We start from the raw sequence: 12,863 nt of genomic DNA on the forward strand, positions 1-12,863 counted from the left end.
CACGCGGTGGATGACCCGCGATTTTTAGCGAAGACCGCCGTTCAAGCGTTGCGCCGCGCCGGCTCGATGCCCAGGGCTTCGGCGATGCGCACCAGATCCGCCACCGAGCGTGCCGAAAGTTTCTTCATCATCTGGCCGCGATGAACTTTCACCGTCACTTCACTGAGGTTGAGTTGCGCGGCGATCTGTTTGTTCATCAGCCCGACAATGACAAAACTGAGCACCTCACGTTCGCGCACCGTCAATGTCTCGTAGGCCTGGCGCATAACCGCGCCAGACTGCTCGGCAAGCAACCGCGCACTGTCGCGGGCCAGCGCGCTGGCCACGGCGTCGAGCATGTCCTGATCGCGAAACGGCTTGGCGAGAAAGTCCACCGCGCCGGCCTTCATCGCCTTGACGGTCATGGCGATATCGCCGTGTCCGGTCATGAACACAATGGGAATGCGCACGCCGGTCTTTTCCATCTGCTCCTGTAAAGTCAGACCGCTTTCACCGCGCAGGCGCACATCGAGCACCAGGCAACCGGGCACGTCACGTTTGGCCGATGCGAGAAAATCCTGGGAGGTTTCGAAGGTCTGCACCTGCAGGCCGATGGAGCGCAGCAAACCGTCGAGGGCCTGGCGCATCGAGGCGTCGTCGTCGACCACATAAACCACTGGCTCGCGCAACGTCGGCGGGTTGGCGCTGGGGCTGGGGCTGGAATGCGACCACAGGGTCATGCTGTCTCCTCGGCGAGATCGCAACGCGTACGATGTGCAGGTGAATAAATCTAGTCCATGATGGCAAACGCAGCCAGAGGCCAGCCAAACGGTCGCGCAGCAGGCTAGCAGTCGGCGCGCGTTGCCGACAGGCCAGAAAACCCTGAAAATCGGCCATGTCGCCTCCGCCCCACTTCAGCCGATTGAACAGGCAGATTTTGATGTCCAGCGCCTTCCCACAGCCTCGCACTTCTGCCGCGCAATCACGCGACGTGGTGTTCATTGCCTACCCGCGCATGAGCCTGCTCGACCTCAGCGGCGCACAAACGGTGTTCTGGGCGGCGAGCAAAGCCTTGGCCGAACGCGGTCAACCCGGTTATCAACTGCACACCGCCAGCCTTGACGGCGGTTTGGTGTACACCGTCGAAGGTCTGGCCGTGGACACCCGCGCGCTACGCGATCTGGACATTGCCACGCTGGACACCCTCGTCGTCCCCGGTGCACCGGACATCTGCCAGACCCTCGACGAGCATGGTCAACTGACCGACTGGCTGCGTCGCAAGGCGCCAAGCGCGCAACGCGTGGTCTCGGTGTGCAGCGGCGCATTCCTGCTGGCCAAGGCCGGCCTGCTCGACGGCTGTCGCGCCGCGACGCATTGGGCCATGTGCGAAACGTTGCGCGAGCGCTTCCCGGCAATCGAGGTGGATGCCGATGCGATCTTCATCCAGCAAGGTTCGGTGTGGACATCGGCCGGGGTCACGGCCGGTATCGATCTGGCGCTGGCGCTGGTCGAGGCTGATGGCGGCCGCGAAGTGGCCTTGCAGGTCGCTCGCGAACTGGTGGTGTACCTCAAGCGCCCCGGTGGTCAGGCGCAATACAGCACGCTGCTGCAAGCGCAAGTGCAGGAAAGTCCGTTGTTCGACTCACTGCACCTGTGGCTGATGGACAACCTCGGCGATCCCAAGCTGAGTGTGGAGCGTCTCGCCGAGCAGGCCAGAATGAGCCTGCGCAACTTCACCCGGGTCTACAAACAGAGCACCGGCCGCACGCCGTCCAAAGCCATCGAATTGTTCCGCCTCGAAGCGGCCAAGCGTCTGCTGGAAAACTCAGCGCACAACATCGACAAGGTCGCGCGTCTCTGCGGCTTTGGTGACGAAGAGCGGCTGCGCGCCTGCTTTCAGCGGCACCTGTCGATTTCACCGCGTGATTACCGCAGCCGCTTCAGCCGTGAAGGCTGATGGCCCGAACGGCTGAGAGTTAAAGGGTCTCGACCGACTATACCTAGGTATAGTTTTGCGCCAGTGCGGACGGCGTATGGTGCAAGAACGACAGGAGTCGTAACGCGTGCCCATCCGGCCAGGGAGCCTTATGCACAACACGGTTGTCATTGCAGTGGTTGACGACGACGAGGCCATTCGCAGTGCGCTGAACAGCTTGCTGCGCGCCAGTGGCTACCGGGTGCTGAGCTATTCCAGCGCCTGCGCGTTTCTTCAATCAACAGGCCCCTCGCAGACGCACTGCCTGATTTCCGATATCCAGATGCCCGGCATGAGCGGCCTGCAACTCCATGAGGCATTGCACGCGCAAGGCTGGCGCATTCCGGTGATTTTCGTCACTGCTCATCCCGATGACGTGAACACCCGAGTCCCCGGAGTGGTGGCTTGCCTGCCCAAGCCCTTCCAGGCTGATGACTTGCTCAGCCATATCAAACAAACCCTGAATAAAACACCTCCCGCGTAGGAGCTGCCGAAGGCTGCGATCTTTTGCTGTTGCCCTTTAAAAGCAAGATCAACAGATCGCCGCCTTCGGCAGCGCCAACAGTTCGATACCTTCGTATACCTCCCCTCAACGCATGCGTAATCGACGCACACCGATGGACAACTGCGCCCGCAGCCCCGACGCCATAGCATTGTTTTCGACAGCGGGCGACTAAGCGCCATGCAGTACGGCAAGCAGTTTGCGGCGGCCAGTGATCGTCTCGCCAGAGTCGAAACCACGACTCGGTTTATCCAACCATCAGCGTCAGGGAGCATTTTATGAAACAGCAATTATTGGTGATCGGTGCAGGATTCGGCGGACTCTGGAGCACGTTGAGCGCCGCGCGTTTGCTGGACATGCATGACCGTCACGACGTGGAGATCACTCTGCTCGCCCCGCAAGCCGAACTTCGCATCCGTCCGCGTTTCTACGAACCCGACGTGCACAGCATGTATGCGCCGCTCGACGCACTTTTCGACGCTGTCGGTGTGCGCTTCGTCAAAGGCACCGCTGAAAGCATCGACGGCCAGGCACGTCGCGTCGGCTATCGCGATGAAAACGGTCGCCCGGGCGAACTTTCTTACGATCGCCTGGTGCTGGCCAGCGGCAGCCAACTGGCCCGTCCGCCAGTGCCGGGCCTGAAAGAACACGCCTTCGACGTTGACCAGATCGAATCTTCGGCGCGGCTGGAACGCCACCTGATCTCGCTGGCCAGTCAGCCGGCCAGCAAGGCCCGCAACACTGTGGTCATCGCCGGCGGAGGCTTCACCGGGATCGAAACCGCAACCGAAATGCCGGCCCGTTTGCGCGCCATTCTGGGTGAGGGTCAAGACGTTCGAGTGATCATCGTTGATCGCAGCAAAGACATCGCCGCGACCATGGGCGACGGGATTCGCCCGTCCATCATCGAAGCCTCGAAAGAACTGGGCATTGAGTGGATCGTCGACGCCTCGGTCGCCGGCGTGGATGCCAACGGCGTAACTCTCGCCGATGGCCGCCACATCGAAAGCAACACGGTGATCTGGACCGTGGGTTTCCGCGCCAGTCCATTGACTGAACAGCTCAACGCCGAACGCGACGTCCAGGGTCGTCTGCACGTCGATGGCAACCTCAAAGTGCAAGGTCTCGATCACGTATTCGCCGCCGGCGATGTCGCCCGCGCCGCCACCGACGACGTCGGTAACTTCTCGGTGATGTCTTGCCAGCACGCCATCAGCCTCGGTCGTCACGCTGGCAACAACGCCGTCGCCGATCTGCTCGGCGTGGCGCCAACCACTTACCGTCAGCCGAAGTACGTTACCTGCCTTGACCTGGGTGCCTGGGGCGCCGTGTACACCGAGGGCTGGGATCGCCAACTGAAACTGGTGAAAGCCGAAGCCAAAGAATTGAAGACGCAAATCAACAGCGTGTGGATCTACCCGCCGGCCGCCGAGCGCAGCGCCGCGCTGGCCGCTGCCGACCCGGCAATTCCGGTGGCTTGATCGCCCCCCTTCAACCTCGAACCGATGTCTTGCCTGAGTACAAGGAGAACACCATGACCGTGCATCTGGATTCCTTCACCGCCAATAGCGCAACCCTGCAAACCCCGCCCGAAGAACTGGTGCCGTCGCGCTACGCGCTGCGCCTGGGTGACATCGACGTGATGGTGATCAGCGACGGCGTCCTGCCGCTGCCGACCCAGACCATGTCGACCAACGCCGATCCCGAAGCCCGTGCTGCGTGGTTCAAGGAGATGTATCTGGGCCCCGACGCATTCGACTGGGCACTCAACGTGCTGGTGGTGCGTAGCGGCGAACAGGTGATCCTCGTCGACGCCGGCCTCGGCGGGCAGTTCCCCGGGTTCCCCCGCGCCGGACAATTTCCCAAACGCCTCGCGGCGGCCGGTATCGACCTACGCGATGTCACCGACATCGTAATCACCCACATGCACATGGACCACATCGGCGGCCTGCTCGTCGACACCGTGAAAAACCGTCTGCGCGACGACGTGCGCATCCACGTCACCGCCACCGAAGTCGACTTCTGGACCTCGCCGGACTTCACTTATACCGACATGCCCGCACCGGTGCCGGATGTATTGCGCTCCACCGCCAACGCGTTCATCCAGCAATATCAAAGCAAACTGCGGATCTTCGAAGACACGTTCGAAGTCGCCCCTGGCGTCGTCGCCAAACTCACCGGCGGCCACACCCCGGGCCACTGCGTGGTCTACGTGAGCTCCGGCGACGAACGCCTGACCTTCGCCGGCGACGCCCTGTTCCCGGTGGCCTTCGACCACCCGGACTGGCACAACGGCTTCGAGCACGACCCGAATGAAGCGGTGCGCGTGCGCGTCCGGCTATTGCAGGAAGCTGCGGCCAGTGGCGAACTGTTTGTCGCCACGCACCTGCCGTTTCCATCGGTGGGCCGTGTTGCCGTGAATGGCGAGGCGTTTCGCTGGATTCCGGCGATCTGGGATTATTGATCGCGATTGCGTTGTGCACCTTCGCCCGGCCTGTGTCGGGCGAAGGTGTGTCTGGGCCATGGACAATCCATCCTGAATTATGGCGACGCGCCGTGGCTCGTCGCACTGCCCGGATGGCAGCGAAGATATTTTGTGCTCGGGCGCCAGTCGCGTAGGCTGACGCTTTTGCGCAAAACAATTTGCCCCCGCAAGGACGCACTGCCCGATGAACACCACACAAGACTGGCTGACCCGGTTGGCACGCAAGCAAGGACAGCCTGCCACTTATGAGGACTACCGACGCAACGAGGCGCTGGAAATACTCGCTCACGTCGGCAGCACCGGCACATGGGCAGACGTAAGTAATCACGCCAACGGTTTTGTTCGTGAAGTCGCTGTGCGAGAAATGTGCAGGCAAGCGTCTGCCGAAGCATTGGCGGTGTTGATCGAACGCCTGAACGATTGGGTCCCGCAGGTGCGCGACCTCGCGGCGGCAGGCCTGCAACACTACTTGTCGCCCGCCCACACTCAGGCTTGGTTGTCCGCCCTTGGACCGTTGATGGCACTGGCAGCGCAACGCCGGGTCGACCACAGCCAGACGCTGTCGACGGTGCGCGCACTGCTGCAATCGGCGGAATGCCGGGATGAGGTGTATGCCGACTTCTTGCATCGTCAGGGTAAAACCGCGCGCTACCTGTTTACGCTGTTGCTGGAAAACCCTGAAAATCCCGAAACCCTGCTGCGCAGTGCTCTGGCGCATCGCGAGTTGACCGTACGCTTGATGGCAGTGCCGGCGAGTGCGATGTTGCCGGCGGCACAACGTCTGCCGTTGCTGCTTGAAGCGATGTCACACCCGGGCGCCAAAATCCGCGCGCTCGTGCTGTATGCGCTGCTCCCGCTCCTCGCCGATCCAAAACCTGTTCTGCGCGAAGCCTTATTGGATGTGTCACCCGCGGTGCGCAATCTGGCACTGTGGGCCGCACCGCGTAACGACGTTGAGGCGCATACGGTCCTCGCCGAGCGCTTGAGTCAACCTTTGCCCACAGCAAAACAACACTGGCTGGGCGTGCTCGGCCTGACCAATGAACTCGCTGACACGTTGCCAGAGCACTGGCATGCCCGCGCATTACGCTCGGCTTTTGTCACCGTGCGACAGGCAGCAGCGCGCCTGCTTCGCGATGATCAATTGCCTGAACTGTTCGCGGCACTCGACGATCCGTCGGATAAAGTTTTTTCGGTGGTGATTGCGCGACTGGACAAAGTGTCCTGGCCGCTGTTGATCCGTGGAGTGAAAGCCAAACTTGATCAAGACTGGCATGAACTCCCGTTGGCGCGGCGCAGCGCCATTTTCCAACTGCTGCCGACCTGGCAACAAGTCGGCTACTTGTTAAGCCGCCTCGACACGGGGCATGCCGGACAGAATTACTGGATCAGCCAAATCGAATCGTGGTGCGACAGGCAGTATCTGACTGCCGATCCGATAACGCCCAAGGCCGAGCGCGACGCATTGCGGGAAAAGATTCGGGAATTGACGTCAAAGGGGCTGATCCGCTCGGGTGTGCGTTTGCTCTCCTGAGTGATCCGGACTGATCAGCGCGGACGTTGTGAATCGCCTATTAGGCACCGGATCGAACAACCCACGCCGTAAATCGGGAGAGCGCTGGCTTGATCAATTACCTGATTCGAAAGGCTACGCATACAGATGCGCCGGCCATCAGTCGAACCATCACCCACACGCTGCGCGAGTCCAATGCGCAGGATTATTCTCCGGAAATCATCAATCAAGTGACGCAACACTTTACGCCTGAGGCGATCCTTCAATGGTTGACCGAACGCCAGGTACTCGTCGCAACAATCGACAGCCGAGTCGTCGCAACGGCAAGTATGGATAAGGACGTTGTCCGCAGCGTATTTGTCGACCCGCGCTATCAGGGCAAGGGCATTGGAAGACACCTGATGGCGCAGATTGAATCAAGCGCACTCGACGCAGGCGTGGAGGTGCTTCGTGTTCCCTCCTCAATCACCGCGGAGGGCTTTTACGCTTCGCTCGGCTTTCAGAAAATCCGCGACGAGTTCCACGGGGCGGAGCGCACGATCATCATGGCGAAAGCATTGGACCTGTAGCGCTGCTGCTTCGCCCGGCCTTCACCGGACGAAGTTGTTTTCACCGTTTGCCTGTCCGTTCCGGGACAACCGCTACCTTTCCTCATTTACATGGAACGACGGTCGATCCTTGTTCTCTACTGCTGAACCTACAGCGGAGGGATTGACCATGATTGCCCCTGAAACCGGTATGAAACCGGGTGAGCGTTATCGCATTGAAAGCGTCGAGCGCGCGCCGCAATTTGCTGGATTTTTCCTCGACGGCAAGTATTACCTGGGCCCCGAGTTGCAAACGGCCGTGGGCTGGCTCGAAGGGCAGAATTTCCTGTATGACCAACTCGATCCCAATGGCGAACCGGTTTATCCGGACAGAATCGTCGGCACTATCACCGCACGGACACTGGAGCTGACAGACGGCCTGCGTCTGAGCATCGAGGAAATGCCGTTTCAGGCAGAGGTCATTACGCCATTGCAGACGCTTGACGAAATAGCTATTGAAACCCGACCTCGGGCGATATCGCAGCGGCATACAGCAGCAGGCTTGCGCCAACCGATGCAACCTTCGGCGCTCCTGGTTGCAGGCGCTGCATTGCTGGTCGGGCTGTGCCTGTTGGCGATCAATCGTTCTGGTCGTCGAGTCAGATAGCCTGCGAATGATCCCGGCAGTGGCCGTGACTGGATTGCTGCCTGCGATCAAAAGCCAAGTACAGCGCTTGCTTCGCGCATGAAGATTTCCACGGTTTTCGGACCGATGCCGTCGAACTCCGCCAGCCGTTTCTCAAACGCCTGGCGGTCAGCGCTGGCCTCGACCATATGGCTGACCTTGCCCGAGTACTCATCGTTAAGTTTGCGTGCCAAGGCGTGCAGCCGCACTGCGGTGGTCTCGTCGTAACGCACGTAATGCGCCTCCCCGAGCATCGCGACTAGTTCACGGTGGCTGCACGCAGCCAGCTTGCGCGGTGTATCGCGCCCGTGTTTATCGGCAATCACCCGATAGGCTTCGGCGGCAATTTCGGCCTGTATCCGCTTGCCCATCAGGAAACTGGCAAGCAGCCATTTGAACAGGGAACCGTCATCGTTGTGCTTGAGCAGAATATCCAGATCCTCGGCACTGATCGTCTTGTTCACCGGGACCTCCGGGGGTGAGTTCGTTGAGACTGTTCGTCCGCGTATCTGCCTGGCAGACGCTCGATCTTTAGGCCACCGCCGGTTCCAACCGTTCAAAGCAAAACAATTGCCAGCGGCCTGAAACAAACCGCGAAAATCCTTTGAATTTTTTTCGTCGACAAAACTCATTTGCGTATGAGCGTAAGGAGGAACTCATGAGCAACGTCGACATCTTCGTCATCGAATACAAACTTCACGGCCAGCCAAAATCATTCGTCATCCGCGCGAAAACCATGCGCAATGCTGACGCATGGCATTGGGCGAGCTGCGATGCCGGCATTGCGCCGATTCCCAAACCTGGCAAGCCACCGTTGAAAGTCATCTCCAAACCCCAGGCCGAGCGGTTCGGCATTACCGAGGTGAAATGGCGCGAAACGGCAACGGTGGACTGGATGGAGGCGTAGTCATGCTCAAACAAATCGGCAACACGCTGATCCGCCGTGACCACCGCGCGAGTTGCCACTGCGGCGCCGTTATCCTCGAAATCCACTTGCCCGAAGGCCTGCCCACGCCCCACCGCTGCGACTGTTCGTTCTGCAAACGCCGAGGCGCGATCGTCGCAGCGGTGCCGGCTACGGACTTGAAGGTCATTCGCGGTAAGTCTGCGTTGTTGAAGTACAGCTTTGGCCAGCAAGTGGCTGAGCATTTTTTCTGCGGTAACTGCGGCATTTACACCCATCATCGACGCAGCACCAATCCGCATGAGTTTGGTTTCAATGTGGGGTGTCTTGAGGGGATCAATCCTTATGATCTGGGTGAGGTGCCGGTGGCGGATGGTGGGCCTTGGCAGTCGCCCTAGGGCTAATGGCCGCTGGCGAGCACATCGAGGCTCGCCAGCGGTTCAAAAAGCAAGATCGGCATTGCCGAAAGCGACCTGCCTTACTGCAGCACTTTCAGCTCAACCAGCTCACCGCCCTCCTTGCTCAGACGCCCCAGATAAGCACCGGCCTCCAGCAACTGATAAGGAAAGTACAGACCTGCCGGAGTGGGTGGCTTGCCATCCAGCCCGAGCAGTCGTTCCAGCAACATGGCCACGCTGAGCCCTGTCAACGCTGCGGCACCTGCCGGGTGAACGACGGCATGCCGTGTGTGCAACGTCCGACCCTGGCGATCCTCGCCGACCATTTCGATGAGAATTTCAGTCGACATCGGCCGACCCGCGCGCCGCGAAGAACTGACCCCGCTGGCCAGATTGAACTGCACATTTGGCGCGTCGGTAGCGGCAGCCAGCCCGCTAACATCAATGGACGAGAAGCCAGAGGCTTGCATCGACGTGCCGTCCAGCGCACGGAAGCTGACGCTCTGCTCCTCACCTTCACGCCAGATGTAATTGCCATCGCGCCGCGTCAGGGCGGCGGGCAGCATCTTGTTCAGGTGCTCGAAATCCTTGGCCACGGTCGGCCCGCCGCCGTCCTCCTCGTCGACCAGCGCATCAATGCGGATATCGCGCACCCGGAAAAACGCCTCAGCAATGTGCAGCGCCGCCACCGTCGTCGCGCCCACCATCCATTCGTAACCCAACACAATGGGCGACGCACCAGGTCGATGGATGAAATTGGCGATTTGCGGCGCAATCTCGAACACGCCAGAAGAAATGCTCAGGTGCGGCACCTTGCGCTTCTGCGCGAAACGCAGCCCGGCAAGAGAATGATCCATGTAGAAAACCGCCACAGCGCTGACCGGGCGATCGCCCAACCCCAGGTCATCGGCAGCAGGATCAATGACTACGCCCTGCGCCCCGCCCATTTCCTCGGCAGCCTGTTGAACCTTGGCCAGGTCGCGGCCGCCGATCAGTAACGGCACCTCAGGATAGGCAGCACGCAACGCTTCGGCAGAACGGTGGCCGATGGCGCCGGATCCGCCCAGAAACAAAATCGGATGAACTGACATGGGTATCCTTCCTCGTCTTTTTGGGTTGCAACTTAGTGTTGGTGCGTACCTTGGCGTGAGGGTTCCAACGCAATGATCTGAGTATTGACGCATGCCCTTTTGAACGGCGTGTTGATGAGGCGTGTTTACGAGTTTTCCATCACTGTTTAAAAGACACGCCGCGTTACCGGCTCAAGGCTACAACGTCTTGCGCCATTGCCTACTACTACGCCAGAATCCGCCGGCTTGTGCGTCTGGGATGCAGGTTTTATCGTTTCCGGGTCACTGAACAACAGTGATGGGGTTTGGTAGCCCGCTTCCATATAACGCATAACGTCACCGTGCGCAGATGCTTTTTCAGCATTTGTCTTATGGTGGCCATGCGCAGGGCGTCCTCGGGCGCGCCGGATTTTCCATATGGGCCGGTCTACCAACCTTCGTATGGCCACCACCTTTCGTTTGGTAGCGAAGGTGATGGCTCCTTAAGTCCCATATGGAGCTTCATCTATGTTCAAACCAACGCCGAACCCACCAGAAACCGATCCAGTCTCCCCCTACAAATTCCCAGACTCCCGAACACTCAACGAAGCCGCCGAACGCGCCCTCGATTACTACCTCACGCCAACCCAACGCATCATGGGCAGCGACCAGAAACACGCGCCCATGTTTCTGGCCAACGCCGACTACGACAGCGAATTCCTACTCGTCAACGCCAGCGAATCCCTTAGTTCAGCCACCGAAATGCTCTGCAACTTCGCCGCCCTCCTGGACCCCGGCCACCGCAAAACTGCGCTGGGGATTGCGCAAGTGGTGATGCTGGGGGAATTGGCGGTGAATCGAGCGCTGGATAATGTTGTGCCGGTGGATTGAGGGGTAATCCCTTTGTGGCGGTGGTGTGGCTGCTGTCACAAAGGGATCAAGATTGCATTGGGCGTCTGCTTTCGGCCAGAAGCGACCGGACTGCCTGATAAATAAATCTGTCCCCATTCCACCCGGCGATGAGTTCCCCTTCCTTGAACCATGAAGGCAATGTGATAGCATGCACTCGCCCCCGGAGAGGGGGAATTTTTCTACATCCCGCAAGGAATATGCCCCCGTGAAAGACTTCGTCATCAGCGTCAACAACACCGTCCTCTATCTCTCCCTGGCGTTCATCTGGCTGGTCGCTATCGTCGCGATTTTCACCAGCGGGTTCCTCCCGGCGCTGGGTATCTTCGTGGCCGGCACCCTGTGCTGGTGCATCATTTCCGGCTTCTGGTTCGTCCAGTCGGCGACCTACGAAGAACTGCGCAAGCTAAACGCAAACAAAGGCTGAAACATCAGGGTGGAGCAGTAAGTACCCCGCCCTACCCTGAGCGCTTGGTTCCGTGCCGAGCGCTCTCGCCCACTTTGAATGGCTCGCATAAATCCCGCATTCTCCGAAATCCTGAAATTCCCGCCATTCCTTTTCTGCCAATAAAAGCCCAGTACTATCTTTCAAGAAATATCCCCGTCCCTTGTTCTCATCCGCTGAGTGACGAACTAAAGGTGGTTTGGTTTGGGACATTTTCTGACTGTGCCATAGCTGACCGACATCAGAGCTGCACTCTCATGGCATCTCAACGATTTACCGGTCGAATACGACTATGTAGAACAAAAAGAAGAAATGGGACAGATTTATTCTCTGAAAATAAATCTGTCCCTTTTTTACTGATCGGCAGCAGGATCAATGACCACGCCCTGCGCCCCGCCCATTTCTTCTGCGGCTTGCTGAGCCTTGGCCAGGTCACGGCCGCCGATCAGTAAAGGTACGTCGGGATGGGCGGCGCGCAAGGCTTTGGTAGAAAGGTGGCCGATGGCGCCGGAGCCGCCCAGAAACAGAATTGGATGAACTGACATAGGTATCCCTCCTCGTCTTATTGGGTTGCAACTTAGTGTTGGTGCGTGCCTTGGCGTGAGGGGTTCCAAGCCATTGGCTGAGCTGGAGGATGGACCGACGAATGTCAGTTTGAACGGCGTGTTGATGAGGCGTGTTTAGGAGTTTTTCGTGGTTGTTTAAAAGACACGTCGCGTTACCTGCTTAAGGCTACAACGTCTTGCGCCATTGCCTACGACTACGCCAGAATCCGCCGGCTTGTGCGCCTCAAGGGCCACCGGTAACTTGGTTCGCATCACTGATTCCCAGTGATCGGGTTTAGTAGCCCGTGGTAAATGAAAGTGCACAAGCGTCCATCAAAAGGTATTCACGTACCTGCACTCGATGGCGGCTGTGCGTAGGGCGCCCTCGGGCGCGCCGGCTTTCTTCTTTTCCCCGGTCTACTAACCTGCGTACAGCTGCCACCCCCTGTTTAGTAGCTCGGTGCGGCGGCCACATAACAGGAAAAAGAAGAACATGTTCAAGATCACGCCGAACCCGCCGGAAACAGATCCGGCCTCCCCGTATGAATCCCCCAACTCCAAGAAATTCCACGAAGCCGCCGAGCGCGCCCTCGATTATTACCTCACGCCAACCCAACGCATCATGGGCAGCGACCAGAAACACGCGCCCATGTTTCTGGCCAACGCCGACTACGACAGCGAATCCCTACTCGTCAACGCCAGCGAGTCCCTTAGTTCAGCCACCGAAATGCTCTGCAACTTCGCCGCCCTCCTGGACCCATGCCACCGCAAAACTGCGCTGGGGATTGCGCAAGTGGTGATGTTGGGGGAATTGGCGGTGAATCGAGCGCTGGATAATGTTGTGCCGGTGGATTGAGGGGTAATCCTTTTGTGGCGGTGATCAGGTTGCTGTCACAAAGGGATCAAGGTTGTATTTTGTGTCTGCTTTCGGCCAAAAGCGGACATTC

General features: G+C 59.2%; 16 protein-coding genes. 12 read left to right on the forward strand and 4 right to left on the reverse strand.

Translation table 11 applies throughout. The annotated features are described in order from the left end of the window. Positions 1-41: 41 nt before the first annotated feature. Complete coding sequence (locus ACI514_RS12430; RefSeq protein ID WP_405123937.1) at positions 42-719, reverse strand: response regulator transcription factor; 678 nt, start codon at positions 717-719, stop codon at positions 42-44. 200 nt (positions 720-919) lie between these two features. Here ACI514_RS12430 and ACI514_RS12435 point away from each other — a divergent pair, with 200 nt between their 5' ends. From ACI514_RS12435 to ACI514_RS12465, 7 genes are all read left to right on the forward strand, one after another. Then, entirely contained in the window at positions 920-1,936 is a 1,017-nt protein-coding gene (locus ACI514_RS12435; RefSeq protein WP_405123938.1) for a GlxA family transcriptional regulator, read from the forward strand. Positions 1,937-2,066: 130 nt separating this feature from the next. Beyond that, positions 2,067-2,438: a response regulator transcription factor gene (locus ACI514_RS12440; RefSeq protein WP_160057592.1), complete on the forward strand. Its 372-nt coding sequence runs from the start codon at positions 2,067-2,069 to the stop codon at positions 2,436-2,438. Between the two features lie 296 nt (positions 2,439-2,734). Beyond that, complete coding sequence (locus ACI514_RS12445) at positions 2,735-3,937, forward strand: NAD(P)/FAD-dependent oxidoreductase (protein WP_160057591.1); 1,203 nt, start codon at positions 2,735-2,737, stop codon at positions 3,935-3,937. A gap of 53 nt (positions 3,938-3,990) precedes the next feature. Next, the gene (locus ACI514_RS12450; protein WP_160057590.1) at positions 3,991-4,920 is read left to right on the forward strand and encodes an MBL fold metallo-hydrolase; all 930 of its coding nucleotides are present in this window, start codon (positions 3,991-3,993) and stop codon (positions 4,918-4,920) included. A gap of 205 nt (positions 4,921-5,125) precedes the next feature. Beyond that, positions 5,126-6,475 carry a PBS lyase gene (locus ACI514_RS12455; RefSeq protein ID WP_160057589.1) on the forward strand — a complete coding sequence of 450 codons (1,350 nt, stop codon included), beginning with the start codon at positions 5,126-5,128 and terminating at the stop codon, positions 6,473-6,475. Between the two features lie 92 nt (positions 6,476-6,567). Then, the gene (locus ACI514_RS12460) at positions 6,568-7,023 is read left to right on the forward strand and encodes a GNAT family N-acetyltransferase (RefSeq protein WP_160060081.1); all 456 of its coding nucleotides are present in this window, start codon (positions 6,568-6,570) and stop codon (positions 7,021-7,023) included. 148 nt (positions 7,024-7,171) lie between these two features. Then, positions 7,172-7,648 carry a short chain dehydrogenase gene (locus ACI514_RS12465; RefSeq protein ID WP_405123939.1) on the forward strand — a complete coding sequence of 159 codons (477 nt, stop codon included), beginning with the start codon at positions 7,172-7,174 and terminating at the stop codon, positions 7,646-7,648. 47 nt (positions 7,649-7,695) lie between these two features. On the opposite strand, the gene ACI514_RS12470 is transcribed toward ACI514_RS12465, so the two are convergent. Continuing rightward, positions 7,696-8,130 (reverse strand): DNA methylase, encoded by a 435-nt coding sequence (locus ACI514_RS12470; protein ID WP_160057587.1) that lies wholly within the window; start codon positions 8,128-8,130, stop codon positions 7,696-7,698. 194 nt (positions 8,131-8,324) lie between these two features. On the opposite strand from ACI514_RS12470, the gene ACI514_RS12475 reads away from it, so the two are divergent. Next, positions 8,325-8,573 (forward strand): DUF6555 family protein, encoded by a 249-nt coding sequence (locus ACI514_RS12475; RefSeq protein WP_016984867.1) that lies wholly within the window; start codon positions 8,325-8,327, stop codon positions 8,571-8,573. Between the two features lie 2 nt (positions 8,574-8,575). Continuing rightward, positions 8,576-8,968, forward strand: coding sequence for a GFA family protein (locus tag ACI514_RS12480; RefSeq protein ID WP_405123940.1), 393 nt, complete (start codon positions 8,576-8,578; stop codon positions 8,966-8,968). 80 nt (positions 8,969-9,048) lie between these two features. On the opposite strand, the gene ACI514_RS12485 is transcribed toward ACI514_RS12480, so the two are convergent. Then, positions 9,049-10,059, reverse strand: coding sequence for an NAD(P)-dependent oxidoreductase (locus ACI514_RS12485; RefSeq protein WP_405123941.1), 1,011 nt, complete (start codon positions 10,057-10,059; stop codon positions 9,049-9,051). Between the two features lie 486 nt (positions 10,060-10,545). On the opposite strand from ACI514_RS12485, the gene ACI514_RS12490 reads away from it, so the two are divergent. Then, the gene (locus tag ACI514_RS12490) at positions 10,546-10,908 is read left to right on the forward strand and encodes a DUF6124 family protein (protein WP_405123942.1); all 363 of its coding nucleotides are present in this window, start codon (positions 10,546-10,548) and stop codon (positions 10,906-10,908) included. Between the two features lie 226 nt (positions 10,909-11,134). Further along, complete coding sequence (locus ACI514_RS12495) at positions 11,135-11,353, forward strand: hypothetical protein (protein WP_007916145.1); 219 nt, start codon at positions 11,135-11,137, stop codon at positions 11,351-11,353. A 371-nt stretch (positions 11,354-11,724) separates the two neighbouring features. On the opposite strand, the gene ACI514_RS12500 is transcribed toward ACI514_RS12495, so the two are convergent. Next, the gene (locus tag ACI514_RS12500; protein WP_405123943.1) at positions 11,725-11,916 is read right to left on the reverse strand and encodes a hypothetical protein; all 192 of its coding nucleotides are present in this window, start codon (positions 11,914-11,916) and stop codon (positions 11,725-11,727) included. Positions 11,917-12,409: 493 nt separating this feature from the next. On the opposite strand from ACI514_RS12500, the gene ACI514_RS12505 reads away from it, so the two are divergent. Continuing rightward, entirely contained in the window at positions 12,410-12,772 is a 363-nt protein-coding gene (locus ACI514_RS12505) for a DUF6124 family protein (RefSeq protein ID WP_405123944.1), read from the forward strand. The last annotated feature ends 91 nt before the right edge of the window (positions 12,773-12,863 follow it).

Origin of the sequence: Pseudomonas sp. M20 (genome assembly GCF_045037865.1) — a bacterium.
Taxonomy (GTDB): Bacteria; Pseudomonadota; Gammaproteobacteria; order Pseudomonadales; family Pseudomonadaceae; genus Aquipseudomonas.